Raw genomic sequence first — 25,477 nt, forward strand, 5'->3', positions numbered from 1 at the left:
TTCACCCCTCCGGCGAAGCCATCGGCTCCGGAAAGTGACAAGCCGACAGATGACCCTCCCCGCTCCCCTCCGCCCGCACCAGCGGCGGCTCCTCCGCCGCGCACTTCTCCGTCGCCTTCCAGCAGCGGGTGCGGAAGCGGCAGCCGGAGGGCGGGGAGACCGGGGAGGGGACGTCGCCGGTGAGGCGGATGCGCTCCTGGGGGGCCGCCTCCGCCGGGGTGCCCGGCCGGGGGACCTCAGGGACGGCGGAGAGCAGCGCGTGGGTGTACGGGTGCCGGGGGCGGACGTATATGGCGTCCCGCGGGCCCACCTCCACGATCCGTCCCAGGTACATCACCGCCACCCGCTGCGAGAAGTGCCGGACGACGGCGAGGTCGTGGGCGATGAACAGGAAGGCGATGCCCAGTTCCCGCCGCAGGGTCTTCAGCAGGTTGACGACCTGGGCCTGGATGGAGACGTCCAGGGCGGAGACCGGCTCGTCCGCGATGATGACCTTGGGGTCGAGGGCGAGCGCGCGGGCGATGCCGACGCGCTGCCGCTGGCCGCCGCTGAACTCGTGCGGGAAGCGGTTGTAGTGCTCGGGGTTGAGACCGACGGTGTCCAGCAGTTCGCGCACCCGGGCCTCCCGGCCGCCGGGCGGGCGGATGCCGTTGACCTCCATCGGGCCGGCGATGATCCGGCCGACCGTCTGCCGGGGGTTGAGCGACGAATACGGGTCCTGGAAGATCATCTGGATCTGGGAGCGGACGGGCGCGAGCTGCCGGCGGCCCGCGTGGGTGATGTCCTCACCCTGATAGGTGATCCGGCCTGCGGTCGGCTCCAGCAGCCGGGTGAGCAGCCGGCCGGTGGTGGACTTGCCGCAGCCGGACTCGCCGACCAGACCGAAGCCCTCCCCGGCCCGGACGGCCAGGTCGACGCCGTCCACGGCCCGTACCGCGCCCACCCGGCGCCGGACGGGGAAGCCGCCCAGGACCGGGAAGTGCTTGGTCAGCCCCTCGGCGACCAGGATGTCGTCGGTCATGCCTCGCTCCTCGGAGCCGCCGGCGGATCGATGAAGTCGGGGTGCCGCCGGCCGGGCGGCAGGTGGCAGGCCGCGCCGCGGCCGGCGGGCAGCTCCGGGCGGTCGGTGGCGCAGCGGTCGCCCGGCACCTCCCCGGTCCAGGCGCAGCGCGGGTGGAACGGGCAGCCGGGCGGCGGCGCCAGCAGGCTGGGCGGCGTGCCCGGGACGGGTACCAGCGGCGCGTCCGGGTCGGTGGTCAGCCGGGGCATCGAGCCCAGCAGGCCCCAGGTGTAGGGGTGGCGCGGGTCGCCCAGCACCTCGCGGACGGTGCCGCGCTCCACGGCCCGTCCCGCGTACATCACCAGCAGGTCGTCCGCCGTACGGGCCACCACGCCCAGGTCGTGGGTGATGAGGACGATCGCCGAACCGGTCTCCCGCTGGAGCTCCTTGAGCAGGTCGAGGATCTGCGCCTGGACGGTGACGTCGAGGGCGGTGGTCGGTTCGTCCGCGATCAGCAGCTCGGGGTCGCAGACCAACGCCATGGCGATCATGGCGCGTTGGCGCATGCCGCCGGAGAACTGGTGCGGGTAGTCGTCGACGCGCTTCGCCGCGTGCGGGATGCCGACCCGGGCCAGCATCTCGACCGCCCGCCGCCGGGCGGCCTGCCGGGAGGCGCCGGTGTGCTTGCGGTACGGCTCGGCGATCTGCCGGCCGACCGTGTAGTACGGGGAGAGGGCGGTCAGCGAGTCCTGGAAGACCATCGCCGCCTTGGCGCCGCGCAGCCGCTCCAGCACCGCCTCGGACGCGCCCGTCACCTCCTGTCCGTCCAGCAGCACCTGTCCGGTGACCTCGGTGGTGCGCGGGTCGTGCAGGCCGAGGACGGTGAGGGCGGTGACGGACTTGCCCGAGCCGGACTCGCCGACGATGCCCAGCGTGCGCCCGCGCTCCAGGTCGAGGGAGAGGCCGTCGACGGCCTTGACGACGCCGTCCTCGGTGCGGAAGCGGACGCGCAGGTCACGGATGGACAGGAAGGGGGAGGGGCGGGAGCGGGCGGCGGCTGCGCCGCCGCTTCGGCGGGACCGGGCGACGGACGCGCTTCGCTGGGGCCGGGCGACGGACGCGCATCGGCCGGACCGGATGGCGGCTGCGCATCCGCGGGGCCGGGCGGTGCGTCGGCTTCCGCGGGGCCCGGCGGCGGCTGCGGTTCCGCGGGGCCGGGCGGCGGGGTGTCGTTCATCGGGGGAACTCCTTGCGTGTCCTGGGAAGCCTCAGCCGGGTCCGGGGGAGCCCCGACGTCCGGGGGAGCCTCGACGTCCGGGGGAGCCTCAACCGAGCCGCACCCGCGGGTCGATCACCGCGTACGCCGCGTCCACGACGATGTTGGCGACGACGATCGCCGTACAGGCGACGAGCATCACGGCCATCAGCGTGGGCAGGTCGGTCTCGCTCACCGAGGAGACGGCGAGCCGGCCGAGCCCGTGCAGGCTGAACGTGAACTCGGTGACGATCGCCCCGCCGAACAGCGACCCCAGGTCGATGCCGAAGAGGGTGACGATCGGCGTCATCGCCCCCCGCCAGGCGTAGCGGAAGAAGACCGTGCGGCGGCCGAGGCCCTTGGCGCGGGCGGTGCGGACGTGGTCCTCGGTGAGCTGCTCGATCATCTGGGAGCGCGTCATCCGGCTGTAGTTGGCGATGAAGATGATCGACAGCACCAGCCAGGGAATGATCATCCCGGTGAACCACTTCACGGGGTCCCGGGTGATCGGGTAGTACGCCGGGTTGTCGAACCAGTGCAGCCCGCTGACGAACACGGCGAGCGCGACGACGCCCACGAAGTAGATCTGCAGCGAGTTGCCGATCAGCGACAGCGAACTGAAGAACTTGTCGATCCAGGTGCCCCGGAAGGCGGCGGCGATCATTCCGATGCCGACGCCCACGACGAGGAAGACGACGGCCCCGCCCAGGGCGATCGACAGGGTGGTCGGGAAGCGGTCCACGATGGTGTCCCAGACCGGCTGCTGGTTGGAGAACGAGTAGCCGAGGCAGGGCGCCGGGCAGTGGCCCACCGAGAAGTCGCGGCCGGTGAAGATGCCGGTCATGTAGTGCCAGTACTGGACCGGGACCGGTTCGTTCAGGCCCAGGTTCTTGTTGATGACGGCCAGCGCGTCGGGCGTGCAGTTCTTGCCGCACGACATCAGGGCGGGCTCGGAGGGCAGCGCGAAGAAGAGGGCGAAGGTGATCGCGCTGATCAGCAGGACGATGACGATCGCGCCGAGGGACCGGCGGAGGAGGAATCTCAGCATGGCTGCGGGCTCTTCACGGGTCGGTGGCCGGCCTGGAGGGGTGGGGAGGGGCGGTGGCGCCCGCACGGGCGGCGAGCGGAGGGGGGAGGGGGAGCACGGGCGGGGAGCGCACGGGCGCCCCCGCCCGTACCGGCGTCACTTCACGAACACCCCGGTCGGGTCGACGGTCCCGTACACCGGGTGGTACTTCACCCCGCCGAGCCCCGAACCCCACAGCGAGTACAGCCGGTTGTAGAAGGTCGGCACACCCGGCACGTCGTCGGTGAGGATCCGGTCGGCCAGCTTCTGCCACTCGGCGCCCGCCTGCTTCACGTCCGTGATCTTCGTGATGCGGTCGACCTCCGCGTTGACCTTGGGGTCGTCGAGGTGGCCGTAGTTCTGTGCGCCGTCGGCGATCTGCCGGCCGTCGAACAGCGGCGGGACGACGGTCGAGGAGACGGGCCAGTCGGCGCCCCAGGAGGTGCGGTAGATGTCGAACTTGTTGCCCACCTCGGAGATGGAGGTCCGCCAGGTGTTGGCGTCGATCTCCTTCTTCTGCACCTTGAAACCCGCCCGTTCCAGGGCCTGGGTGACGACGACGGCGACCTTCTGCTGTACGTCCGTGTTGGCGTACGCGTAGACGATCTCCTGTCCCTCCTTCCCCGCCTCCTTCAGCAGGGCCCGGGCCTTCTCCGGGTCGCCCGCGGGTTTTTCCTTCTTCCCGTAGGGGTCGGTCGGCCGGTAGCCGTCCATGGCGGGGGAGAGGTAGTTGGTGGCCACGACACCGGCCGAGGCCCCGCCGTTCTGCTGGAGGATCTGCCCGTTGGGCATGGCGTAGGCGAGGGCCTTGCGGACCCTGACGTCCTTGAGACGGGTGGTGTTGAAGGAGATGTAGTCGACGTACGGCTGGATCTCCAGCAGCCGGCGCGCCTTGGTGTCCTGCTGGCCGAGGACCTTCTCGGTCATCTCGGGAGCCACGGCGTTGCTGAAGGAGAGCGCGTTCTTGTCCCCGCCCTGGTCGGCGAGGAAGCGCCGGGTGGAGTCGGCGAACTGGTGGCCGAAACTGATCTCGAACCGGTCGGCGTACTGGTGCCGGATCGGGTCGGTCTTCGGGTCCCAGTGCTCGTTCCGCACCAGGGTCAGCGACTTCCCGACCTTGTAACTGCCCACCTTGTACGGCCCGGAGGAGAAGGGCGCGTTGTCGTACTTGCGCTGCCCGTCCTTGTCCGCCTTCACCGCGCCGATGTTGGGCATGGCCGTCGCGTAGGGGGTGTCCGCGTGCGGCGCCTGGAAGTGGAAGACGATCGTCTTGTCGTCGGGGGTGTCCAGGACGGACGACGGCAGGTGCTTGCCCTGGTACGGGCCGTCGGGCAGCGCCTTGCGGAAGGCGTTGCCGTCCCCGCTGAGCCACTGCGGGATGTACAGCGGCCCGTCGGTCTCGAACGGGGCGTAGAGCCGCTCGATGCCCCACCGGACGTCCTTGGACGTGATCGCGGACCCGTCCTCGAACTTCAGCCCGTCCTTGAGGGTGAACTTCCAGGTCTTCCCGCCGTCCGAGGAGGTGCCGGAGTCCGTCGCGAGGTCGCCGACGACCTTCACCCGCCCCTTGTCGTCGATCTTGTACGAGGTGAGGGAGCGGTTGTAGAGCATCTGGTCGGCCAGGACGTCGGAGAAGTAGATCTGGCCCGGGTCGAGGTGGTTGAACGCGTCCCGCTGGAGGACGGTGACCGTGCCGCCCTTCTTGGCGCCCGCGACCTCGGGGGCCGGGCCGGCCGCGTCGGCGGCGGTGCCGATCGAGTAGTTGGCGGAGACCGTCTTGTCCTCGCCGGGGCCCTCGCTCTTCGCGTCACCCCCGCCGCCCCCGCCCCCGCCGCTGCTGCACGCGGAGACCACCAGCGCCCCGGCGGCCAGGGCCACGGCGTAAGGGGCCCTGCGGTCGTGTCTCCTCATGGGTGCACCTGCCTGTCCGTGTGGTGACGTTGACGTGCCGTGCTGTGCTGTGCCGTATGTGCCGTGCCGTACGTGCCGCGTGCCGTGCGCTGTGTGCCGTGTCCCGCGCGCCGTGCCGTACGCGCCGCGCCTCCGGCGCCCGTTCAGCGCTGGGTCCGGGGATCGAACGCGTCCCGGACGGAGTCCCCGAGGAGGTTGAAGGCCACCACGAAGAGGATCATCGCTATCCCGGGGAAGAAGATGTAGGTGATGTCGCTCTCGTAGTACTTGGCGCCGTTGGCGAACATCCGCCCCCAGTCCGGGGTGGGCTCCACGATGCCGACGCCGATGAAGGAGAGTCCCGCCTCCGCGGTGACCAGGGCGGGGAGCATCAGGGTGGACTGGACGAGGATCGGCGTCCAGAGATTGGGCAGCAGTTCGCGGGTGATGATCCGCCACGGCGACGCACCCGTCACCCTGGCCGCCTCCACGAACTCCCGTTCCCGCAGGCTCAGTACCTGCCCGCGCAGCAGCCGCGCCAGCCCCATCCAGCCCAGCGCCCACAGCACCACGATCAGGGTCACCACCCTGAGATAGGTCGGGGTCTCCTTCTCCGGGCTGACGAACAGCGCGTAGACGACCGGGGTGAACGCGACGAACGACAACTGCTGCGGAAACGCCAGCAGCAGATCGATGAACCGCCCCAGGAAGTAGTCCGTCCGCCCGCCGACGTACCCGGCCGTCACCCCGATCAGCACCCCCGTCACCACGCACAGGACGGTGGCCGCCGCGGCGATCAGCAGCGAGGTACGGATGCCGTAGACGAGCTGCGTCAGCACGTCCCGGCCGAGCGTCGGCTCGATGCCGAACCAGAACCGGCCGGAGATCCCCCCGTTGGGGGCGATCGGGTAGCCGTACTCGTTGAGCAGACCGGTCTCGTCCAGCCCGTACGTCGCCGTGGGGGTCTTCCCGTACAGCTTCGAGATCAGCGGCGCCGCCGCCGCGACGGCGAAGAAGAACACCACGACGCAGGCGGAGACGACGCCGGCGCGGTCGCGCCGGAACCGCAGCCACATCAGGCGTCCTGGGGAGCGGCCCGCCGGTCCCGGGGGCGCGGCCGGTACGGCCCCGGCGGGCGGGAGAGGCGGAACGGTCGGGGAAGGACTCGTCATGGCGCGGCCCCCCGCTGTGTCGTCGGTGTGTCCCGACGGTGTGGTCGGGCTCACACGCCGGTTGGACGGGACTGTGGCAACGGAGTTACCGCGCGGTCAAGAGGGCTGCGGCGGGTGGTGCGGAATCGTGCCCCGGCCCCACCCCTTCGCCGATTCCCGGGGGCAAGCCCCCGGACCCCCGAAACCGCGCTCCGCGCGGTCGCCCTCAATCGCCGGACGGGCTGAAATCCGCCTGTCCGGCGATTGAGGACAAGGGGGCTGGGGGCTTGCCCCGGGAAACGGCGAAGGGGCGGGGTCGGGGACCCTCACCCGCCCAGCGACCGCCGCAGGAAGTCCACCTGGAGCAGCAGCAGGTTCTCGGCCACCTGCTCCTGCGGAGTCATGTGCGTCACCCCGGACAGCGGCAGCACCTCGTGCGGCCGCCCGTCCGCGAGCAGCGCGGACGACAGCCGCAGCGCGTGCGCGACCACCACGTTGTCGTCCGCCAGCCCGTGGATGATCATCAGCGGCCGCCGCTCCGGAGCGGCTCCCGACAACCCCCGCTCGCCGACGAGCGAGTTCCGCTCGTACACCTCCGGCCGCTCCTCCGGCAGCCCGAGGTACCGCTCGGTGTAGTGCGTGTCGTACAGCCGCCAGTCGGTGACCGGGGCGCCCGCGATGCCCGCGTGGAAGACGTCGGGGCGGCGCAGGACGGCGAGGGCGGCGAGGTAGCCGCCGTAGGACCAGCCGCGGATGGCGACGCGGTCCAGGTCGAGGGGGAAGCGGTCGGCGAGGCCGTGGAGGGCGGCGACCTGGTCGTCGAGGGTGGCGCCCGCGAAGTCGTCGCGGATCGCCTTCTCCCAGGCGGGGGAGGTGTGCGGGGTGCCGCGGCCGTCGGCGACGACCACCGCGAAGCCCTGGTCGGCGAACCACTGGGACGTGAGGTGCGCGTTGTGCGCGGCGACCACCCGGGCGGCATGGGGTCCCCCGTAAGGGTCCATCAGGACGGGCAGCGGACCGTCGCCCTCCCGGTAACCGGTCGGCAGCAGCACGGCACACGGGATCCCGCGATCCCCCGACCGGGTGAACCGGGGGCGCGCGGAGAGCACGGGGGTCTCGGCGAGCGACGCCACGGTGGCCACCGGCTTGCCGTTCCGCAGGACGACGGCCTCGCTCCCGGGCCGGTCCGGTACGGCCGAGACCAGGACCATGACCGCCCCGGAGCGTACGGCGGAGTGCCGCCCGCGCCGGTCGGAGAGCCGTTCCGCGCCCCCCTCGCCGATCCGCCAGACGTGTGCCGCGCCCGGTTCCGGATCGTCCGCGGCGGCCCCGGCGGACGCCCTGACCAGCACCGATTCATCGGTGATGTCGAGCACGTCGTGGACGAACAACTCCGGTCCGGTGAGCACCCGTTCGCCGACGACCAGGGCGCGCGCCCCGTCCGCGTCCGCGATCCGCACCAGCCGGCCGTCGGGCGTCCACGCGGGCACCCCGGGAAAAGATCCAGCCAATTCGCCTGATCCTCCTCGGTGAGGAGCGCACGCGTGGCGCCGGTGGCGGTGTTCACCTCCAGGACGGTCTGCGTGCGCTGGTCGCGAGCCTGCACCAGCAGCAGCGGCGGGCCGCCCGCGGACCAGTGCACCCGGGCCAGGTACGGGAAGCGGGCACGGTCCCACGTCACGTCCGTACGGGAGCCGTCCAGGCCCAGCAGGGCCAGCGTCACCTCCGCGTTCGGGGTGCCGGCGGCGGGATACGCGATCTCGGCCGGGGCCTCGGCGGGCCGCGCGGGGTCGGCGATCCACCAGCGGCGCACGGGCGCCTCGTCCACCCGGGCCGCCAGCAGGGCCGTACCGTCCGGCGACCACCAGAAGCCGCGCGAGCGGTCCATCTCCTCCGCCGCGATGAACTCCGCCAGCCCCCACGTGACGTCCGCCGACTCCGGCTCCGCCAGCGGCCGGTCCTGGCCGCCGTCCGCCTCCACCACGCGCAGCGCCCCGCCCGCGACGTACGCGACGTGCCGGCCGTCGGGCGACGGCCGCGGGTCCGTGACCGGGCCCGGCACGGGGAGTTCGACGGCGCTCCCGCCCTGGAGCTCGGCGACGAAGAGCCTCCCCGACAGGGCGAAGGCCGCCAACTCGGCCGCGCCGTCCACCGCGTAGCCCACGATGCCCGCCGAGCCCTCGCGCGCCCGCTCGCGCCGCGCGCGCTCCTCGGGCGACAACTCCTCCTCCGCGCCGCCCAGCAGGGCCGCCGGATCGCCCGCCGGGTACTCCCGGCCGTCGTCGAGGTCGAGTACCCACAGCACATGGGAGCGGTCGGTGCCCGAACGGGAGCGCAGGAAGACGACGCGTGAGCCGTCCGGAGCCACGGTGAACGCGCGGGGAGCGCCCAGGGTGTAGCGCTGCGTCCGGGCGTACTGGCGGGGGAACGAGAGCTGTCCGGTCATGCGGCCGAGCCTAGGGCCGACCCGTGCCGGGCGGCGAGAAGTCACCGTGCGCCCCGGGCGCGCTCCTGTGCACCGAGTCACGAGAGCTGTGCGGATAGTTATGATCCTTCACGCGGAGGGGGGACGCCCCCGCATGCCGCCGCGTACCCCCACGGGCCCGTGCGCGCCGTTTCGACCTGCCGTCCGTCTGCCGTCCGTTCGACCGCGTATCTGGAGGTGAACCGCTGTGGCGCTCTCGATTTCGGCGGTGGTGCTGCTGGCGATCATCGTGATCCTGCTGTGCCGGAAGTCGGGGCTGAAGGCGGGCCACGCCGCGATCTGCGTGCTGCTGGGGTTCTACCTCGCGAGCTCGACCGTCGCCCCCACCCTCCACCAGCTGACGAAGAGCGTCACCGCGATGATCGGCGGCATCAAGTTCTGACCGCATCAGGTTCTGGCCGCGTCAAGTTCTGACCGCATCGAGTTCTGATCCGCTCCGACGGGTCCCGGGGGTCCGTCCGAAAGGTCCGGGCATCCGTCCGACGGGTCCCGGGAATCCGTCCGACGGGTCCCGGGCGTCCGCGCGGCGCCGCGGTCGGCTCCCGCGCCGTGCCGTCCGGCTCGTAGGCTGTGCCCATGACCGACCTTCCCGGCCGCCGGCTGCTCCTGGTGCACGCGCACCCGGACGACGAATCGATCAACAACGGCGCGACCATGGCCAAGTACGCGGCCGAGGGTGCCCACGTCACCCTGGTGACCTGCACCCTCGGCGAGGAGGGCGAGGTGATCCCGCCGGGCCTCGCGCACCTCGCGGCCGACCGGGAGGACGTCCTCGGCGCCCACCGCGTCGGTGAACTGGCCGCCGCGATGAAGGAGCTCGGCGTCACCGACCACCGTTTCCTGGGCGGCCGGGGACGCTACCGGGACTCCGGGATGATGGGCGCCCCGCAGAACGACCGGCCCGGGAGCTTCTGGAGAGCGGATCTCGACGAGGCCGCCGCGTACCTCGTCGAGGTGGTGCGCGAGGTGCGCCCGCAGGTGCTGGTCACCTACGACCCGGACGGCGGCTACGGCCACCCCGACCACATCCAGGCCCACCGGGTGGCCATGCGCGCGGTGGAGCTGGCGGCCGAGCCCGGGTTCCGCCGGGACCTCGGGGAGCCGCACGCGGTGGCGAAGGTGTACTGGAACTGCGTACCGCGCTCGGTCGTCGAGGCGGGCTTCGCGCGGCTGCGCGAGGCCGCGGCGGCGGGTGACGCCATGCCGTTCCCCGGCGTCGCCGCGCTCGACGACGTGCCGGGCGTCGTCCCGGACGACGAGGTGACGGCCGCCCCGCACACGGCCCCCCACCTCTCCGCGAAGGCGGCGGCCATGCGGGCGCACGCCACCCAGATCGTGGTGGACGGTCACTTCTTCGCCCTCTCCAACGGGCTGGGCCAGCCGCTCCTCGCCGACGAGTGCTACCGCCTCGTCCGCGGAAAGGCGGCCGCCGTCCGGGAGGACGACCTGTTCGCCGGCGTCGCCGACGCGGCCGGGGCCGTCGAGGGGCCGGGTGCGGCGTGCTGACCGGCACCCTGACGGCCGGGAAGGTCGTCTCCCATCTGGGCCTGCTGGTCCTCGGCTTCCTGGTCGGCGTCGCGGGCGCGCTGGTGCAAGGCGCCTGGTTCCCCGGCGGGTTGCTGCTCGCCCTGCTCGCCGTCGGCGGCCTCTGCTACGGCGGACGGGCGTTGACGGGCGGCCGGACGGGGGCCGCCGTGGGCGGCGTCGGCTGGCTGCTCGCGGTGCTGCTGCTCGCCCTCAACCGCCCCGAAGGGGACTTCCTGTTCGAGGCCGGGCTCGGGTCGAACGTCTTCATGCTGGGCGGGATGATCGTCGTTGTGATCTGTGCCACGCTCGTCCGAAATCCGCAACCGAACGGGCGCGACAGCCGACTTGGCCCGTGAGGCGACTGTTTTGTCCGGCGTTTCGCCTGACTTTTCCTTGATGTCGCCCGCCCCCGTGCGGGCCGCGACGGCGCGTATCGCCGGTGGGCGGCCTGGGTATCCGGCGCTCGTCAAGTGCGCGCCCGCGGTGCCCAGTATGGTGGTGGCGCCGCCGAGCCCCCCTGACCTTGGGCATGGGCGACCCCGGAGAGGTCGGAGGGCGGCGGAGAATAACCGGGAGAACCTGCTTTGAGCCGAGAATCTGACAGTCCGTCCTCCGGGCCCCAGGGCCGCGGTGGCGCCGCGTATCCGTCGGGGACTCAGCCCTACGGATCCGCGGGCGACGGCCGGCCGCACACCGGACGCAAGCCGGACGCGCCGAAGACCGAGACCACGCTGACCACGCGGATCCGCATCAACATCCCGGGCTCGCGTCCCATCCCGCCGGTGGTCATGCGCACGCCCGTGGGCGACGAGGCGCAGACCGGCGAGGCCGCCGCGGCACCCGAGGCCCCGCAGGGCGCCGCGCGGCAGCGCGAGGCGGACGAGCGTCCGCAGGCCGCCGCGCCCGCCCGGCGCTCCGAGCCGCCCGCCGCCGCCCCGGCCCCCGAGCCGGAGCGCCCGGCCGAGAAGACCAGCGACTGGTTCGCGCCCCGCAAGCCGGCCGCCGGCTCCACGCCGCCCGGCGGCTCCCCCGCGGCCGGCGCGAACGGCCTGCCCCGCCGCACCCCGGCGCCGCGCGGCCCGGTGCCCGGTGCGGGCGCCGACGCCGGTACGGGCGCGGTGCCCGGCATACCGCGCGACCTCGCAGGCGGCGGTGCCGCCCCGCACCCGCCGCTGCCCGGCGACCCGTCGACGACGGGCGCGGTGCCGCGCGCGGGCGTCCCGGGCGCGCCTGGCGCCCAGGGCGGGCAGAGCGGACGGAACAGTCAGAGCGGACAGAGCGGTCAGGGTGGCAGCCCGTGGCCCGGTGGCCCCGGTACCTCCGGCGACCCCTTCGGCGGCGGTGCCCAGTCCCCGTACCCGCAGGCTCAGCAGTCGCACCCGACGCAGCAGATGCAGCAGATCCCCGGAAGCGGCAACGCGTCCTGGCCGGGCGACCCCGCGACGACCGGCGCCGGGCCCGTCCCCGGTGACCCGTTCGCGAGCCCGTCGCAGGGGCAGGGGACGCACCCGGGCATGGGCGGCGGCCACCAGGCCCACGGGCAGTTCCCCGGCCAGGCCCCCGGTCAGGGCGGTGCGCCGTGGCCCGGCGGCCCGGAGACCACGGCTGCCATGCCCGTCCCCGGTGACCCGTCCGTCACCGGCGCCACGCAGCTGCCCAATGACCCCTTCGACACCACCCCGGCGGCCGGCGGAGCGCCCTGGAGCGCCGACGCGCTGACGGGCAGCGCCCCTTCGCGCCCCGGCGGCCCCCAGGCCCCGGCGGCGCGCCGTGGAGCGGGCCGGGCGCCGGAGCGGCGAACGGTCCGGGCGCCCCGGAGACCACCCAGCAGTTCCCGGCACCGCCGTTCCCCGGCCAGGGCCAGGCCCCCGGCCAGGCCGGTCAGGGGAGCCAGGCCGGCCAGGGGCAGGGCCCCCGCCTGCCGTTCCCCGTGGGCAACCGCACGGACACCCCGCACGACGGCTTCCCGGTGGTGCCGCCGCCGGTGGGGCAGTCCCCGGCCGTGCCGCCGCCCGGGCCCGGCCCCGCGCAGCAGCAGAAGAAGCAGAACCAGAAACCGGGCAAAAAGAAGAAGGGCGCCAAGGGCGCTCCCCAGGCCGGTCAGCAGACCGGCGGTCAGCAGTGGTCGGGCCCGCAGGTGCCGCCGCCCGGCGTCCCGGGCTCCGTCCCGCCGCCGCCCGGCGCCATGCGCCCGAACCCGGCCGCGGAGACCCTCGTCAGCGGCATGCCGCCGGTCACCGCGCCGGGAGGACACACCGCGCCCGGCGGGCAGAAGGCACCCGGTGGGCACAACGCGCCGGGCGGCCCGAAGACGCCGGCCGGGCAGAAGGCCCCGGGTGGCCCCAAGACCCCGGGCGGCCCCAAGGCGCCGGCCGGCCAGAAGGCCCCCGGCGGCCCGAAGCCGCCGCTCGACAGCGGCGCGCCCCGCGTCGCCGTGCCCAAGCCGCCCGTCGACAGCGGTGCCCCGCGCATCGCCGTACCGAAGCCCAAGACGGGCGCGGCGGCGGCCGGCCAGGCCGGTCCGTCGGTGCCCGGCCCCGGCGGCGGCCCCGCCGTGCCCAAGCCCGGCGGCCCGTCGGTTCCCAAGCCGCCGGGCGTGGTCCAGGGCACTCCGCCGAGCGCCCCGAAGCCCCCGGCCAAGGCCGCCGCGAAGAGCGCGCCCAAGAAGCCCAAGAAGAAGGGCCGCAACAAGCTCGTCCTGCTGGCGGGCGCCGTGGTCGTGCTCGGCGGCGTCGCCTACGGCGCCGGCCTGGTGATGAACCACTCCGACGTCCCGCAGGGCACCACCGTCCTCGGCGTCGACATCGGCGGCAGCTCCAAGGAGCAGGCCGTGCAGAAGCTCGACGCCAAGGTCGGCAGCCGCGCCACCGCGCCGCTGAAGGTGACCATCGGCGGCAAGAAGGCGGACCTGAAGCCGTCCGTGGCCGGGCTGTCCATCGACACCCAGGAGACCGTCCGCTCGGTCTCCGGCCGGGACTACAACCCCGTCACCGTCGTCGGCTCCCTCGTGGGCAGCGGCAAGACGGCCCGGCCGACGGTGACCGTCGACGAGGAGAAGGTCGCCGCCGCGCTCAAGTCCCTCGCGGGCGAGACCGGCGGCGCCAAGGACGGAACGATCCGCTTCGTCCCCGGCAAGGCCGTCCCGGTGTACGGCAAGCCGTACCAGGGCGTGGACGTCGACAAGGGCGTCCAGGCCGTGGCCGACGCCTACCGCGAGCGCGTCGAGACCGGCAAGGACGTCGACGTGACGCTGCCGACCACCAGCCGGCAGCCGAAGGTGTCCGACGCCGAGGTCGACCGGATGATGGAGGAGTTCGCCAAGCCGGCGATGTCCGACCGGGTCACGATCCAGACCGACGCGGCGCACCGCGTCCAGTTCGGTCCGGCCTTCTCGCTGCCGAAGATCCTCACGGTCAAGGAGGTCGGCGGCAAGCTGGTCGAGAGCTACAACCTGGAAGCGATCAAGTCGCTGTACGGCAGGAGCTTCGACGGCGTGCTGATCACCCGGGGCAACGGCAGCAGGACGCCGGTCACCCCGCAGGACGTCGCCGGGGCGCTCGGCAAGGCGCTGCGCGGCAAGACGCCGGCCGAGCGGCTGGTCGTCATCAAGACGAACGTCGGCTGACACCCGGCAGGCCACAAGCGCCGGCACCAGGCCACTGGCGCCGGCGCTTGTGACGCCACGAGCGAGGAGGCCCCGTCCCGGTCCCCGGAACGGGGACCTCCCGCATCACCCGTCCCCCGGGCGAGGCCGGTACATGACATCTGTCATGCCGAGCACACGACGCCCGACACTGCCCCGCGCGCGGCCGTCCGGTCAGGATGGCCGTATGACCATCACCGCAGGGACGTTCACGGGGGACAGCCGGCGTGCGGGAGCCGTTCCCGCCGTCAGCTTCACGAACGTCAACAAGAGCTACGGCGCCGTACACGCCGTGGCCGATCTCGATCTCCAGCTCTACCCGGGCGAGACCGTCGCCCTCCTCGGCCCCAACGGCGCCGGCAAGTCCACCACCCTGGACCTCCTCCTCGGCCTCGGCCAGCCCGACTCCGGCACGGTCGAGCTCTTCGGCACCGCCCCGCAGCGCGCGCTCGAACAGGGCATGGTCGGCGCGATGCTGCAGAGCGGCGGCCTGATGGAGGACGTCCGCGTCCGCGAACTGGTGCGCCTCGCCTGCGACCTGCACCCGCGCGCGTACCCGGTGGACCGGGTGATGGAGCAGGCGGGCATCACCGAGATCGCGGACCGGTTGGTCAACAAGCTCTCCGGCGGCCAGGAGCAGCGGGTGCGCTTCGCACTCGCGACGGCCGGCGCGAACGACCTGATCGTCCTCGACGAGCCGACGACGGGCATGGACGTCACGTCCCGCCAGGCGTTCTGGAGCGCCATGCGCCGCCAGGCCGACGAGGGCCGAGCCGTCCTCTTCGCCACCCACTACCTGGAGGAGGCCGACGCGATCGCCGACCGCGTCATCGTCCTCCACCGCGGCCGGATCCTCGCGGACGGCTCCGCGGCGGAGATCAAGGCCAAGGCCGGCGCCCGCCGGATCGTCTTCGACCTGGACGGGCAGATTCCGCAGGACGCGCTGCGCTCCCTGCCGATGCTGGCCGGCCTGGAGATCAACGGCCGTACCGTCCGGATCCAGTCCCACGACGCCGACGCCACCGTGCACGCGCTGTACGGGCTCGGGCTCTACCCGCGCAACCTGGAGGTCGCGGGCCTCGGCCTGGAGCAGGCATTCATCGCCATCACCGACGCCGCCACCGCCGGGGAGGCGGTCTCCGCATGAACACCCTGATCCGGCTGGAAGTCGCGCGCACCCTGCGCAACAAGAAGTTCATGTTCTTCTCCGTCCTCTACCCGGCGGCGCTCTACCTGCTGATCGCGTCCGGGGCGAAGAGCGACGAGAAGCTGGGCGACACCGGGCTGACCTTCCCGGTGCTGTACATGGTCTCCATGGCCACCTTCGGCGCCATCACGGCCGTCCTGATCGGCAACGCCGAGCGCATCGCCAAGGAGCGCGAGAAGGGCTGGGTGCGCCAGCTGCGGCTGACCTCGCTGCCGGGCCGCGGCTATGTGACCGCGAAGATCGCCTCGGCCGCCGTGGTCTCCCTGCCGGGCATCCTCGTGGTGTTCGCCATCGCCGCCGCGGTCAAGGGCGTCCGCCTGGAGGCGTGGCAGTGGCTGGCCCTGACCGGTTCCATCTGGGCCGGCAGCTGCGTCTTCGCGGCGCTCGGAGTGGCCATCGGCTACCTGGCCACCGGTGACGCCGTCCGTCCCATCACGATGATCGTCTACTTCGGCCTGGCCGCCCTGGGCGGACTGTGGATGCCCTCCGCGTCCTTCCCGCACTGGCTCCAGACGATCGCCGACTACGTCCCCACCCACGCCTACGCCGCCCTCGGCCAGGCGATCGAGCGCGGCGACGCGCCGGGCGCCCGGGACGTCCTGCTGCTCGTCGGCTACCTCGCGCTGTTCAGCGGCGCCGCGGCCTGGCTGTACCGCAGGGACACCCACAAGGCGTGACGTGCGCGGCTCCCGGCTCCCGGGGGCCCTGGGGGAGACTCGGGGACATGGACGGAAACGGTGACATGATGATCGGCAGGGCTCCGGAGACCCGGCGGCAGTTCCTGGTCAAGTCCTGCTGGACCGTCCTGTACCTCACCTATCTGGTGTACGCGGTCGCCGATCTCACCGGCGGCCGGCACTCGCCGACCGCCACCGCGTTCGGCTGGTGCGGGCTCTCCGCCTTCCTCGCCGGCTACCTCTTCCTGCTCTTCGGCCCCCGGTCGGGCGACGTCCCCGACCGGGGGCGGCTGGGCGTCCTGACCGGGCTGTACGTCCTGTCCCTGCTCATGGTGGTGACGCTCGGCGGTGCCTGGCTCACCCTGCTGGTCTACGTGTCCATCTCCAGCGCCGTCCTGCTGCCGGTCCGCCTCGCGGCCCGGGCCATCGCCGCGATCGGCGCCACCGTCCTGGCGCTCGGCCTGCTCAGCGGCCACGCGGACAGCGGCCTGTTCATGGTGCTGACGGCCACCCTGCTCGGCGGCGGCGCGATGACGGCCGTCGTCCAGATGGGCCGCACCATGCGTGAGCTCCGCGAGGCGCGGGCCGCCGTCGCCCAGCTCGCCGCCAACGAGGAGCGCCTCCGCCTCGCCCGCGACCTGCACGACCTGCTCGGCCACTCCCTCTCCCTCATCACCCTCAAGAGCGAGCTCGCCGGCCGGATGCTGCCGGACCGCCCCGAGCAGGCCGCCCAGCAGGTCGCCGACATCGAACGCGTCAGCCGGCAGGCCCTCGTCGACGTCCGCGAGGCCGTCACCGGTTTCCGCCGTCCCACCCTGGAGGGCGAACTCGCCGGCGCCCGGACGGCCCTCGCCGCCGCCGGCATCACCGCGGACCTCACCCGGGCCGGCACCGGCCACCCCGACCTCGCCCCCGACGCCGAGGGCGCCCTGGCCTGGGCCCTCCGCGAGGCGGTCACCAACACCGTCCGGCACAGCGGCGCCCGCCGCTGCGAGGTCTCCCTCGCCGAGAACGGCGACGAACTCCGCCTCACCGTCACCGACGACGGCCAGGGCCCACAATGCCCGCACGGCAACGGCCTCACCGGCCTCGCCGAACGCCTCGCCCTCGCCGACGGCCGCCTCGAGACCGGCCGCGGCCCCCGCGGCGGCTTCCGCCTCCGCGCCTGCGTCCCCCTGGTCCGTGCGGAACCAGAGATACCGGTTCCGGCGGACGCACCGGAGCGCGCCTCCTGAGAGTGCCCCTCCCTTAACCTCCTCACCCCCCTCCAACCTGCACCGACGCACCGCGCGCCGGCCGCCGCCCCCTACCCTGACGGCATGAGCGAAACCTCCGCCGAGCCGTCCGTCCCCCGGTCCGTGTCCTCCTCGCCGAGGACCAGTCCATGGTCCGCGAGGCGCTCGCGGCGCTGCTGGACCTGGAGGCGGACATCGAGGTCGTCGCGCAGGTGGCGCGGGGGGACGAGGTGGTGGAGGCGGCCCGGCGGGCGCGGCCCGACGTGGCGCTGCTGGACATCGAGATGCCCGGGCTGACCGGCCTGGAGGCGGCCGCGCTGCTGGGACGGGAGGCGCCGGAGGTACGGATCGTCATCCTCACGACGTTCGGCCGCCCCGGCTACCTGCGCCGGGCGATGGAGGCGGGCGCGTCCGCCTTCCTGGTCAAGGACGCCCCGGCGGCCCAGCTCGCGGACGCCGTACGCCGGGTGCTGCGCGGCGAGCGGGTCATCGACCCGGCCCTCGCGGCGGCGGCCCTCGCCGCGGGGGCGGACCCGCTGACCGAGCGCGAGCGGTCCGTGCTGCGCGCCTCGGCCGACGGGTCGACCAACGCCGAACTGGCGAAGCGGCTCCACCTGTCGCACGGGACCGTCCGCAACTACCTGTCGACGGCGATCCAGAAGACGGGGGCGCGGAACCGGGCCGACGCGGTGCGCATCGCGCGGGAGAAGGGGTGGCTCTGAGCGTGCGGGCGTGACGCGCACCCGCGCCGCCCCGGCCGTCGGTTGGGCAGCGCGTCGGTTGGGCAGCGCGTCAGTTGAGCAGCGCCCGCGCCGCCAGCGCCTGCCGGCGCACCGCCTCCGCCGTCTCCGGCTCCACCGGGGCGATCACCTCGGCGTACTCCTCCAGTTCCCGCGCCCCCCGGGCGAACTCCCCGCGCTCGACCAGGAGTTCGGCGTGCTCGTGGCGGAGTCGCGCCGGGTGGCTGGGGAGGAGCAGGGAGAGTTCGACGGCCCAGAGCCGGACGCCGCCGCGCTCGGGGCGGGCCGCCGCCCAGGCGCGGATGTTGTTGAGGACGCGGAGGACGATCTCCAGGGGCTCGGCGGGCGAGAACGCGGCGGGCGGCACCGGGGTGCCGGTGGCGCCGGCGACGAGCAGCCCCGCCTCCTCCTCGGACAGCGTCCGCCCGCCCTCGAACGGGTCGGCGAGCACGTGCCGCCCCTCGGGGGCGCCGAAGCCGACGACGAAGTGGCCGGGCAGCGCCACCCCGTACACCGGCGCCCCGGCCCGCCGGGCCACCTCCAGCCACACCACGGACAGCAGGATCGGCAGCCCCCGCCGCCGCTCCAGCACCGAGGTGAGGAGGGAGGACTCCAGCCGCCGGTAGTCGGCGGGGGTCCCGTGGAAGCCGCAGCGCTCGCCGAGCAGTTCCGCGAGGGCCGCGGCCCAGCGCTCCGGCTCGGCGTGCCGGCCGAGCGCCGGCAGCATCCCGGCGAGGCGGTCCAGCTCCATCTGGGCCGCGTCGAGCTCCCGTTCACCGAGCCCGGGATCGGCCTCGGCGGCGATGAGCAGGCACAGCAGCGCCAGGTCGGGCCGCTCGTCGCGGGCCGCTTCGGCGAACCGCCGCCGGCCGCTGGTCTCGGTCATTCCGGCCTTCCCCAGGTCATGAGGGCCGGCCGCGCGGTCTCCGCGCGCCGCCGGCCGCCCTCCACGCTTCCCATGGTGATCCCTCCGCGGCGATCCGCGCGCGCCCGCCGCTCAGTGCTCCGGTTCGCGACGGTAGTGGTAGGCGTGGTGCGTCGTGAAGCCGAGCCGGTCGTAGAGCGCCAGCGCGCCCGCGTTGCCGGTCTCGACCTGGAGGTACGCGGCCGAGGCGCCCTCGTCCAGCGCCCGCCGTGCCAGCGCGGCCGTCACCAGCGTCGCCAGCCCCTGCCGCCGGTGCTCCGGGGAGACCTCCAGGGCGGCGAACCCCGCCCACCGGCCGTCGATCACACAGCGCCCGATGGCGGCGCCCGGAACGCGCGCGCACCACACGGACGGCCCGCCGGCCAGCACCGCGCGGGCCGCGGCGGGGTCCTCGACGCGTCCGTACGCGTCCAGCCACGCGTCGTCGGGCTCGCGGCCGAGCAGCACCCGGCCGACGTCCTCCGCCGCGTCCGCGAGCGGCGCCAGGGCGGCCGTCCGCATCAGGGCGTACCGCTCGCCGGCCCAGCCGCGCGCGGCCAGCTCGGCGTCGAGCCGCTCGTCCTCCGCCGGATCGCCGGTGGTGACCTGGACGCGCGCCGGCAGCCCCCGCTCGTGGTACCAGGCGGTGACGCGGTCCACCGCCTCCGGCAGCGGCAGTCCGGAACGGCCCAGGGGCAGCGCCGAGTTGGCGCGGGCGGTGAAGCCGCCGGCCGCGCGGAGCGTCCAGTCGCCGAGCCGCGCGGTCTCGGTCGCGGGCCAGCCGCGGGCGGCGACGTCCTGGAGCTCGCGCAGGGTCGCGGCCGGGCCGCGCCGCCGCGCGGGGGCGGCCGGGACGACCTTGCCCGCGACGAGCGCGTCCTCCGCGACCTCGACCGTCCGCCCGTCGCGACGTGTGATCCGCAACACACCGCCCGTCCAGGAGTCGAGCGTTCCGACGGCGTCGGTGAACCGTTCCGGGGAGCGGGTACGGTCGTTCAGCGCCCGCACCGACACCCTTTTTCCCACATCTTCGGAACTGATCCGTATTTCCAGCCGACCGCCCGTGGTGAATTCCACAGCTCTCCCAGCCCCTCCTGTTCGTGATGAGCCCCGGAACGGAGATACTAGGTGTGGGCATCGACGACGCCGCGCTCCCGCGCGAGATGACCCCTACCGAGGAGGAACGACAGCGTGACCTACGTCATCGCGCAGCCTTGTGTCGACGTGAAGGACAAGGCGTGCATCGAGGAGTGCCCCGTCGACTGCATCTACGAGGGCTCCCGGTCCTTGTACATCCACCCGGACGAATGTGTCGACTGTGGCGCCTGTGAGCCGGTCTGCCCGGTGGAGGCGATCTTCTACGAGGACGACACCCCGGACGAGTGGAAGGACTACTACAAGGCCAACGTCGAGTTCTTCGACGAGCTCGGCTCGCCGGGTGGCGCCTCCAAGCTGGGGCTGATCGAGCGGGACCACCCGTTCATCGCCGCGCTGCCGCCGCAGAACCAGTGAGCTGCCCCTAGGCACCGCACCCGGCCCCGTACAGCCCACCGCCGTACGGGGCCGCGGCATTCCCCGACCACCTCATGGACCACCCTCAGCGCAAGAGAGCGAGCAGCCCAGCGTGACCGCAGTCTCCTCCCGCCTCCCCGTCTTCCCCTGGGACCGCCTGGAGCCCTACAAGGCCACGGCCGCCGCGCACCCCGACGGCATCGTGGACCTCTCCGTGGGCACTCCCGTGGACCCGGTGCCCGCGCTGGTCCGCCGGGCCCTCGCCGAGGCGGCGGACAGCCCCGGCTATCCGACGGTCTGGGGCACGGCCGCGCTGCGCGACGCGCTCACCGGCTGGACGGAGCGCCGGCTGGGCGCCCGCGGGATGGCGCACGAGAACGTGCTGCCGGTGGTCGGCTCCAAGGAACTGGTCGCCTGGCTGCCCACCCAGCTCGGCCTCGGGGCGGGCGACAAGGTCGCCTACCCGCGGCTCGCCTACCCGACGTACGAGGTGGGGGCGCGGCTGGCGGGCGCCGAGCCCGTCGTCTACGACGCGGAGACCTTCGCGTCCGACGCCGCGGTGGCGGAGCTCGACCCGGCCGGTCTCAGGCTCCTCTGGCTGAACTCGCCCTCGAACCCCACCGGCCGCGTCATGCCGGCGGACGAGCTGCGCCGCGCGGTCGCCTGGGCCCGCGAGCACGGCGTCCTGCTCGTCAGCGACGAGTGCTACCTGGAGCTGGGCTGGGAGACCGAGCCGGTCTCCGTCCTCCACCCGGACGTCTGCGGGGGCTCGTACGACGGCATCGTCGCCGTCCACTCGCTGTCCAAGCGCTCCAACCTGGCCGGCTACCGGGCCGCGTTCCTCGCCGGCGACGCGGCCGTGCTCGGCGAGCTGCTGCGGATCCGCAAGCACGGCGGGATGATGGTCGCCGCGCCGGTGCAGGCCGCCACGGTGGCCGCGCTCGGCGACACCGCGCACGTCGACGAGCAGCGGGCGCGCTACGCCCGCCGCCGGGCCGCCCTGCGGGCCGCCTTCGAGGGCGCCGGGTTCCGCATCGAGCACAGCGAGGCGTCGCTGTACCTGTGGGCCACGCGGGACGAGCCGTGCTGGGACACCGTCGGGGAGCTGTCGAAGCTCGGCATCCTCGTCGCGCCCGGCGAGTTCTACGGCGCCGCGGGCGAGCGCTTCGTGCGGATCGCCTTCACCGCGACCGACGAGCGGGTGGAGGCGGCCGTCCGCCGCCTGGCAGGCTGAGCCGCCGGTCTCCGCGCACGCGTGAAGGGCCCGGGGGATCCCGGGCCCTTCACGTGCCGGACGAGTGGCCGGCGGTGGTGCCGTCCGGTCCGCGGGCCGGTGGACGCGGCCCCGGACCGGCGCGGCGACCGGATCGCCGCGTACGGTCCGGCAGGTTCAGTCGCCGAGGGGCAGGGACTTGGTCACGCCGCCGCCCGCGAGCTGGTCGGTGGGCAGGCCCTTGCCGACCGTGCCGCCCTTGCCCACGGCCTTGGCCGCGCCGCCGACCGCCGAACCGGTGGTGCCCGCCAGGTGGCCCGCGGTCTTCTGGCCGGAGTGCAGGGTGGCCTTGCCGGTGGTGCTGGTGGTGCCCAGCGCCTTCTTGGCGGCGGGCAGGGCGGTGTGCACGACCTTGTTGCCCGCGTCCGTCGTCACCGCGTCGGCCGTCTTGGAGACCGTCTCGACGTGGTTGCCCACCTGGGTGGCGTCCACCGCGGTCAGACCGCCCAGCTCGGGGGCCTTGAGGGCGTCCGCGCTCGCCGCGCCGGCCGCGCCGACGACGGGGGCGGCGCCCGCCGCGACGAGCAGGGCGACCTGGGCGATCCGACGCGTGAGGGGGAGGGACATGTTGCTCCTTCGACGGGGTGTGCTTCGACGGGTCTGACTGTCGTTCGCTGTCCGGCGTGCGGACGCAGTGACTACCGTCCGAGCCCCCCGAAGGTTGCGGTGGCCTTGTGTAAAGAGTTGGTAATGCGTCGCATTATCAGTTCTATGAACAATCGGGCAAACCAGTCGGGCGTCCGGGGGAGGGAAAAGGCCGACAATCCTCTGTTCACCAGCGGCGCGGCATGAAACCGCCGCATCGGGCGGCGACGTATACCCCGCCCTCCCGGGCGACAACCTCTCGTTCCGGCGAATGCCCCCGACGGGGGCACGGTCGCACTGCTGAGCGGTCTACTGGGCGGTGGTGATCCGTACGGCCGCCGAGCCCTCGCCGGCGCGGCCCGTCTCCGTGCGCCAGCCGGCCCGCGACTCCTCGGCGGTCCACACCCGGCCGTCGAACGCCACCCGGGTGATGCGCAGCTCGGCCGCGTTCGCCACCGCCCAGGACGCCAGCTCCCAGCCGCGTCGCCGCGGCCCGTCGTCCGTCGCCGCCGTCGGCACCGGACGGGCCGGGACGGTCACCGTCCGGGACGCCGCGGCGCCCTGCCGCCCGGCGGTCTCGGCGGCCGGCAGCACCTCCGCGCCGAAGTCCCGCCGCAGCTTCGCCCGCAGCGCCGCCGGATCGCCCGGCTTCCCGTCACTGGGGCTCGTCGCGCAGCTGAACGCGGCCGGGGCCCGTCCGGTCAGCGCCGCCGCCAGCAGCGACGCCCCCGGCTCGTGCTTCGCGTACGCCTGCGGGAAACCGCTGCGCTGCACCTTCTGCGCCGCCACCGTCAGCGGCAGCCGCGAGTAGCCCGGCACCTGGACGAGGTGCTCGTAGAAAGAGCCCGACGCGTAGACCGGATCGGTGATCTGACGGGCCGTGCCCCAGCCCTGCGTCGGCCGCTGCTGGAACAGGCCCTGCGAATCCCGGTCGCCGTGGTGGATGTTGCGCAGCCCCGACTCCTGCATCGCGGTGGCCAGGGCGATCGTCACGGCCCGCTCCGGCAGCCCGCGCGTCGTCCCCACGGCGGTGATGGCCGAGGCGTTCCCCGCCTGCTCGGGGTCGATCGAGTACGACTCCCCGTCCACGCGCACGGTGCAGCGCGGGGCGCCCGGGCCGGCCGTCAGGTAGTGCGCCACCAGGTATCCGGCCAGCGCCAGCAGTACTCCGCAGGCGGACCCGACGCGCAGCAGTCGGCCGCGGCGGACAGCGAAGATCGGGGGCATGCGGCCCACGTTACTTGACGGGGCGGGTGGCGGGCCGCTTCGTCCGTACGCGGTGTCAGGGCGGACGGGCCGCGGACGGAGGGGGCGATTCCGGTGACGGGGGGTCCCGGACGGGCGGCCCGTCCGGACCGGGCCGGTCCCCGCGGCTCCGGGTTAGAGTCGCCTGCATGGACCACGCCGCCGCACTCGACCTGTCCCTCGACGCCGCCGCGCTCACCGCCCGACTCGTCGACTTCCCGTCGGTCAGCGGTACGGAGGGACCGCTCGCCGACGCCATCGAGCGGGCCCTGCGCGCGTTCCCGCACCTGACGGTGGACCGGCACGGCAACAACGTCGTCGCCCGCACCCGCCTCGGCCGCGCCGAACGCGTCGTCCTCGCCGGGCACATCGACACCGTGCCCATCGCCGACAACGTCCCCTCGCGGCTGGACGATAACGGCGTGCTCTGGGGCTGCGGCACCAGCGACATGAAGGCGGGCGTCGCGGTCCAGCTGCGCGTCGCCGCGACCGTCCCCGAGCCCAACCGCGACCTCACCTTCGTCTTCTACGACAACGAGGAGGTCTCCGCCCACCTCAACGGCCTCGGGCACGTCGCCGAGGCCCACCCGGACTGGCTGGCGGGCGACTTCGCCGTCCTCCTCGAACCCTCCGACGGCGAGGTGGAGGGCGGCTGCCAGGGCACCCTGCGGGTGATCCTCCGCTTCGAGGGCGAACGCGCCCACTCCGCCCGGAGCTGGATGGGCTCCAACGCGATCCACGCCGCCGCGCCGGCCCTCGCCCGGCTGGCCGCCTACGAGCCGCGCCGGCCCGTCATCGACGGCCTCCGGTACCACGAGGGCCTCAACGCCGTCCGCATCGGCGGCGGGGTGGCGAACAACGTGATCCCCGACGAGTGCACCCTGACGGTGAACTTCCGCTACGCGCCGGACCGCACGCCGGAGGAGGCGCTGGCCCACGTCCGCGAGGTGTTCGAGGGCTGCGGCGTCACGGAGATGACCGTCGACGACCACTCCGGCGGCGCCCTGCCCGGCCTCTCCCACCCGGCCGCGGCGGCCTTCATGGCGGCGGTCGGCGGCAGCGCGCGGCCCAAGTTCGGCTGGACCGACGTGTCCCGGTTCGCCGCCCTCGGGGTGCCCGCCGTCAACTACGGTCCCGGGGACCCGTTGTACGCGCACAAGCGTGACGAACACGTGGTGGTGGCACGGATCCACCAGTGCGAGGAACGGCTGCGGGCCTGGCTGACGGCCTGATCCAACGCCGCCCGGGCACCCCGCTCGTCGTCCGTTGGGCCTACGCTGAACTGCACCAACGGCAGCGGAGGGAGCACGGAATGGTCAATTCCGACGGGGCGCGCATGCGGCGGGAGCAGCGCCGGGGACCGGTGCTGCGACGCCATGGGCAGATGCAGCAGGGCACCACGGACCAGCATCTGCTGGACACCCGGGGTACGGCGGACTGGGTGCACGAGGACCCGTTCCGGGTGCTGCGCATCCAGTCCGAGTTCGTCGAGGGCTTCGGCGCCCTCGCCGAACTGCCCCCGGCAATCAGCGTGTTCGGTTCCGCCCGGACCCGGCGGGACTCGCCGGAGTACGAGGCCGCGACCGCGATCGGCCGGGGCCTGGTCGAGGCCGGCTTCGCCGTGATCACCGGCGGCGGACCCGGCGCGATGGAGGCGGCGAACAAGGGCGCGATGGAGGCGGGCGGCGTCTCCGTCGGCCTCGGCATCGAGCTGCCCTTCGAACAGGGCATCAACCCCTATGTGAACCTGGGGGTGGACTTCCGCTACTTCTTCGTCCGCAAGACGATGTTCGTGAAGTACGCGAGCGGCTTCGTGGTGCTGCCGGGCGGGCTGGGCACGCTGGACGAGCTGTTCGAGGCGCTCACCCTGGTGCAGACGAAGAAGGTGACGCGGTTCCCGATCGTCCTCTTCGGCTCGGCGTACTGGAGCGGACTGGTGCGGTGGATCGAGGACACGCTGGTGGCGGAGGGCAAGGTGGGGGCGCACGACCTCCAGCTGTTCCATGTGACGGACGACGTGGAGGAGGCCATCGCGCTGGTGACGAAGGAGGCGGGGGCGTAGGGGCCGGTGAGCAGGGGGCG

The 25,477-nt window shown here is 73.7% G+C and carries 21 protein-coding genes and 2 pseudogenes; 12 read left to right on the forward strand and 11 right to left on the reverse strand.

Annotation, left to right across the window (positions count from 1 at the left end; translation table 11 throughout):
* Window position 1: 1 nt before the first annotated feature.
* The 6 genes and pseudogenes from ACQEVS_RS21835 to ACQEVS_RS21860 form a co-directional block, all read right to left on the reverse strand.
* Window positions 2–1,021, reverse strand: coding sequence for an ABC transporter ATP-binding protein (locus tag ACQEVS_RS21835; protein WP_433022840.1), 1,020 nt, complete (start codon window positions 1,019–1,021; stop codon window positions 2–4).
* Window positions 1,018–2,028: an ABC transporter ATP-binding protein gene (locus ACQEVS_RS21840; protein WP_433027805.1), complete on the reverse strand. Its 1,011-nt coding sequence runs from the start codon at window positions 2,026–2,028 to the stop codon at window positions 1,018–1,020. The genes ACQEVS_RS21835 and ACQEVS_RS21840 overlap by 4 nt, the downstream gene beginning before the upstream one ends.
* 297 nt (window positions 2,029–2,325) lie before the next feature.
* Window positions 2,326–3,303, reverse strand: coding sequence for an ABC transporter permease (locus tag ACQEVS_RS21845; RefSeq protein ID WP_433022843.1), 978 nt, complete (start codon window positions 3,301–3,303; stop codon window positions 2,326–2,328).
* Between the two features lie 135 nt (window positions 3,304–3,438).
* A complete protein-coding gene (locus ACQEVS_RS21850; protein WP_433022845.1) occupies window positions 3,439–5,232 on the reverse strand; it encodes an ABC transporter substrate-binding protein in 1,794 nt (597 codons plus the stop codon).
* Between the two features lie 143 nt (window positions 5,233–5,375).
* Window positions 5,376–6,383, reverse strand: coding sequence for an ABC transporter permease (locus ACQEVS_RS21855; RefSeq protein WP_433022848.1), 1,008 nt, complete (start codon window positions 6,381–6,383; stop codon window positions 5,376–5,378).
* A 305-nt stretch (window positions 6,384–6,688) separates the two neighbouring features.
* Window positions 6,689–8,808: pseudogene (locus ACQEVS_RS21860) on the reverse strand (alpha/beta fold hydrolase).
* A gap of 226 nt (window positions 8,809–9,034) precedes the next feature.
* Between ACQEVS_RS21860 and ACQEVS_RS21865 the strand changes: the two are divergent.
* From ACQEVS_RS21865 to ACQEVS_RS21875, 3 genes are all read left to right on the forward strand, one after another.
* Complete coding sequence (locus ACQEVS_RS21865; protein ID WP_004954526.1) at window positions 9,035–9,229, forward strand: hypothetical protein; 195 nt, start codon at window positions 9,035–9,037, stop codon at window positions 9,227–9,229.
* A 194-nt stretch (window positions 9,230–9,423) separates the two neighbouring features.
* On the forward strand, window positions 9,424–10,353 hold the full coding sequence (gene mshB / locus ACQEVS_RS21870; RefSeq protein ID WP_433022852.1) for an N-acetyl-1-D-myo-inositol-2-amino-2-deoxy-alpha-D-glucopyranoside deacetylase: 930 nt from the start codon (window positions 9,424–9,426) through the stop codon (window positions 10,351–10,353).
* A complete protein-coding gene (locus tag ACQEVS_RS21875) occupies window positions 10,347–10,730 on the forward strand; it encodes a DUF6113 family protein (RefSeq protein ID WP_433022855.1) in 384 nt (127 codons plus the stop codon). Before mshB ends, ACQEVS_RS21875 begins: the two co-directional genes overlap by 7 nt.
* 305 nt (window positions 10,731–11,035) lie before the next feature.
* Here ACQEVS_RS21875 and ACQEVS_RS21880 read toward each other — a convergent pair whose 3' ends face one another.
* The gene (locus tag ACQEVS_RS21880) at window positions 11,036–11,503 is read right to left on the reverse strand and encodes a hypothetical protein (RefSeq protein WP_433022858.1); all 468 of its coding nucleotides are present in this window, start codon (window positions 11,501–11,503) and stop codon (window positions 11,036–11,038) included.
* 801 nt (window positions 11,504–12,304) lie between these two features.
* Here ACQEVS_RS21880 and ACQEVS_RS21885 point away from each other — a divergent pair.
* The 5 genes and pseudogenes from ACQEVS_RS21885 to ACQEVS_RS21905 all read left to right on the forward strand — a co-directional run.
* Window positions 12,305–13,999 carry a hypothetical protein gene (locus ACQEVS_RS21885; protein WP_433022860.1) on the forward strand — a complete coding sequence of 565 codons (1,695 nt, stop codon included), beginning with the start codon at window positions 12,305–12,307 and terminating at the stop codon, window positions 13,997–13,999.
* Between the two features lie 205 nt (window positions 14,000–14,204).
* The gene (locus ACQEVS_RS21890; RefSeq protein ID WP_433022862.1) at window positions 14,205–15,164 is read left to right on the forward strand and encodes an ABC transporter ATP-binding protein; all 960 of its coding nucleotides are present in this window, start codon (window positions 14,205–14,207) and stop codon (window positions 15,162–15,164) included.
* Window positions 15,161–15,901 carry an ABC transporter permease gene (locus ACQEVS_RS21895; protein ID WP_433022864.1) on the forward strand — a complete coding sequence of 247 codons (741 nt, stop codon included), beginning with the start codon at window positions 15,161–15,163 and terminating at the stop codon, window positions 15,899–15,901. The genes ACQEVS_RS21890 and ACQEVS_RS21895 overlap by 4 nt, the downstream gene beginning before the upstream one ends.
* A gap of 47 nt (window positions 15,902–15,948) precedes the next feature.
* Entirely contained in the window at window positions 15,949–17,136 is a 1,188-nt protein-coding gene (locus ACQEVS_RS21900; RefSeq protein WP_433022867.1) for a sensor histidine kinase, read from the forward strand.
* Between the two features lie 119 nt (window positions 17,137–17,255).
* Window positions 17,256–17,858 (forward strand): annotated as a pseudogene (locus ACQEVS_RS21905) (response regulator transcription factor); the annotation flags it as partial.
* 70 nt (window positions 17,859–17,928) lie between these two features.
* Here the strand turns inward: ACQEVS_RS21905 and ACQEVS_RS21910 are convergent.
* Together ACQEVS_RS21910 and ACQEVS_RS21915 are read right to left on the reverse strand one after the other, a co-directional pair.
* On the reverse strand, window positions 17,929–18,762 hold the full coding sequence (locus ACQEVS_RS21910) for a transglutaminase-like domain-containing protein (protein WP_433022869.1): 834 nt from the start codon (window positions 18,760–18,762) through the stop codon (window positions 17,929–17,931).
* Window positions 18,763–18,873: 111 nt separating this feature from the next.
* Entirely contained in the window at window positions 18,874–19,857 is a 984-nt protein-coding gene (locus ACQEVS_RS21915; protein ID WP_433022872.1) for a GNAT family N-acetyltransferase, read from the reverse strand.
* 114 nt (window positions 19,858–19,971) lie between these two features.
* Between ACQEVS_RS21915 and fdxA the strand changes: the two genes are divergently transcribed.
* Window positions 19,972–20,292, forward strand: a complete 321-nt coding sequence (gene fdxA, locus ACQEVS_RS21920) for a ferredoxin (RefSeq protein WP_004950253.1) — start codon at window positions 19,972–19,974, stop codon at window positions 20,290–20,292.
* 112 nt (window positions 20,293–20,404) lie between these two features.
* Window positions 20,405–21,526, forward strand: coding sequence for a succinyldiaminopimelate transaminase (gene dapC, locus ACQEVS_RS21925; RefSeq protein ID WP_433022876.1), 1,122 nt, complete (start codon window positions 20,405–20,407; stop codon window positions 21,524–21,526).
* 156 nt (window positions 21,527–21,682) lie between these two features.
* On the opposite strand, the gene ACQEVS_RS21930 is transcribed toward dapC, so the two are convergent.
* Together ACQEVS_RS21930 and ACQEVS_RS21935 are read right to left on the reverse strand one after the other, a co-directional pair.
* Window positions 21,683–22,132: an ATP-binding protein gene (locus ACQEVS_RS21930; protein ID WP_433022878.1), complete on the reverse strand. Its 450-nt coding sequence runs from the start codon at window positions 22,130–22,132 to the stop codon at window positions 21,683–21,685.
* 327 nt (window positions 22,133–22,459) lie between these two features.
* Window positions 22,460–23,377: a hypothetical protein gene (locus tag ACQEVS_RS21935; protein WP_433022880.1), complete on the reverse strand. Its 918-nt coding sequence runs from the start codon at window positions 23,375–23,377 to the stop codon at window positions 22,460–22,462.
* Window positions 23,378–23,544: 167 nt separating this feature from the next.
* Here ACQEVS_RS21935 and dapE point away from each other — a divergent pair, with 167 nt between their 5' ends.
* Window positions 23,545–24,627 (forward strand): succinyl-diaminopimelate desuccinylase, encoded by a 1,083-nt coding sequence (gene dapE / locus ACQEVS_RS21940; protein ID WP_433022882.1) that lies wholly within the window; start codon window positions 23,545–23,547, stop codon window positions 24,625–24,627.
* 80 nt (window positions 24,628–24,707) lie between these two features.
* Entirely contained in the window at window positions 24,708–25,457 is a 750-nt protein-coding gene (locus tag ACQEVS_RS21945; RefSeq protein ID WP_433022885.1) for a TIGR00730 family Rossman fold protein, read from the forward strand.
* The last annotated feature ends 20 nt before the right edge of the window (window positions 25,458–25,477 follow it).

The sequence above is a fragment of the Streptomyces sp. CA-181903 genome (genome assembly GCF_050937075.1).
Lineage (GTDB): Bacteria > Actinomycetota > Actinomycetes > Streptomycetales > Streptomycetaceae > Streptomyces.

Bases quoted from the DNA above. Each gene is read 5' to 3' on its own strand.
- ACQEVS_RS21835 (WP_433022840.1), bottom strand. From the start codon at position 1,021: ATGACCGACGACATCCTGGTCGCCGAGGGGCTGACCAAGCACTTCCCG.
- ACQEVS_RS21850 (WP_433022845.1), bottom strand. From the start codon at position 5,232: ATGAGGAGACACGACCGCAGGGCCCCTTACGCCGTGGCCCTGGCCGCC.
- ACQEVS_RS21945 (WP_433022885.1), top strand. From the start codon at position 24,708: ATGGTCAATTCCGACGGGGCGCGCATGCGGCGGGAGCAGCGCCGGGGA.
- ACQEVS_RS21880 (WP_433022858.1), bottom strand. From the start codon at position 11,503: ATGCCGGGCACCGCGCCCGTACCGGCGTCGGCGCCCGCACCGGGCACC.
- ACQEVS_RS21910 (WP_433022869.1), bottom strand. From the start codon at position 18,762: ATGACCGAGACCAGCGGCCGGCGGCGGTTCGCCGAAGCGGCCCGCGAC.
- ACQEVS_RS21895 (WP_433022864.1), top strand. From the start codon at position 15,161: ATGAACACCCTGATCCGGCTGGAAGTCGCGCGCACCCTGCGCAACAAG.
- mshB (WP_433022852.1), top strand. From the start codon at position 9,424: ATGACCGACCTTCCCGGCCGCCGGCTGCTCCTGGTGCACGCGCACCCG.
- ACQEVS_RS21855 (WP_433022848.1), bottom strand. From the start codon at position 6,383: ATGACGAGTCCTTCCCCGACCGTTCCGCCTCTCCCGCCCGCCGGGGCC.
- ACQEVS_RS21935 (WP_433022880.1), bottom strand. From the start codon at position 23,377: ATGCCCCCGATCTTCGCTGTCCGCCGCGGCCGACTGCTGCGCGTCGGG.
- dapE (WP_433022882.1), top strand. From the start codon at position 23,545: ATGGACCACGCCGCCGCACTCGACCTGTCCCTCGACGCCGCCGCGCTC.
- ACQEVS_RS21930 (WP_433022878.1), bottom strand. From the start codon at position 22,132: ATGTCCCTCCCCCTCACGCGTCGGATCGCCCAGGTCGCCCTGCTCGTC.
- ACQEVS_RS21890 (WP_433022862.1), top strand. From the start codon at position 14,205: ATGACCATCACCGCAGGGACGTTCACGGGGGACAGCCGGCGTGCGGGA.
- ACQEVS_RS21900 (WP_433022867.1), top strand. From the start codon at position 15,949: ATGGACGGAAACGGTGACATGATGATCGGCAGGGCTCCGGAGACCCGG.
- ACQEVS_RS21845 (WP_433022843.1), bottom strand. From the start codon at position 3,303: ATGCTGAGATTCCTCCTCCGCCGGTCCCTCGGCGCGATCGTCATCGTC.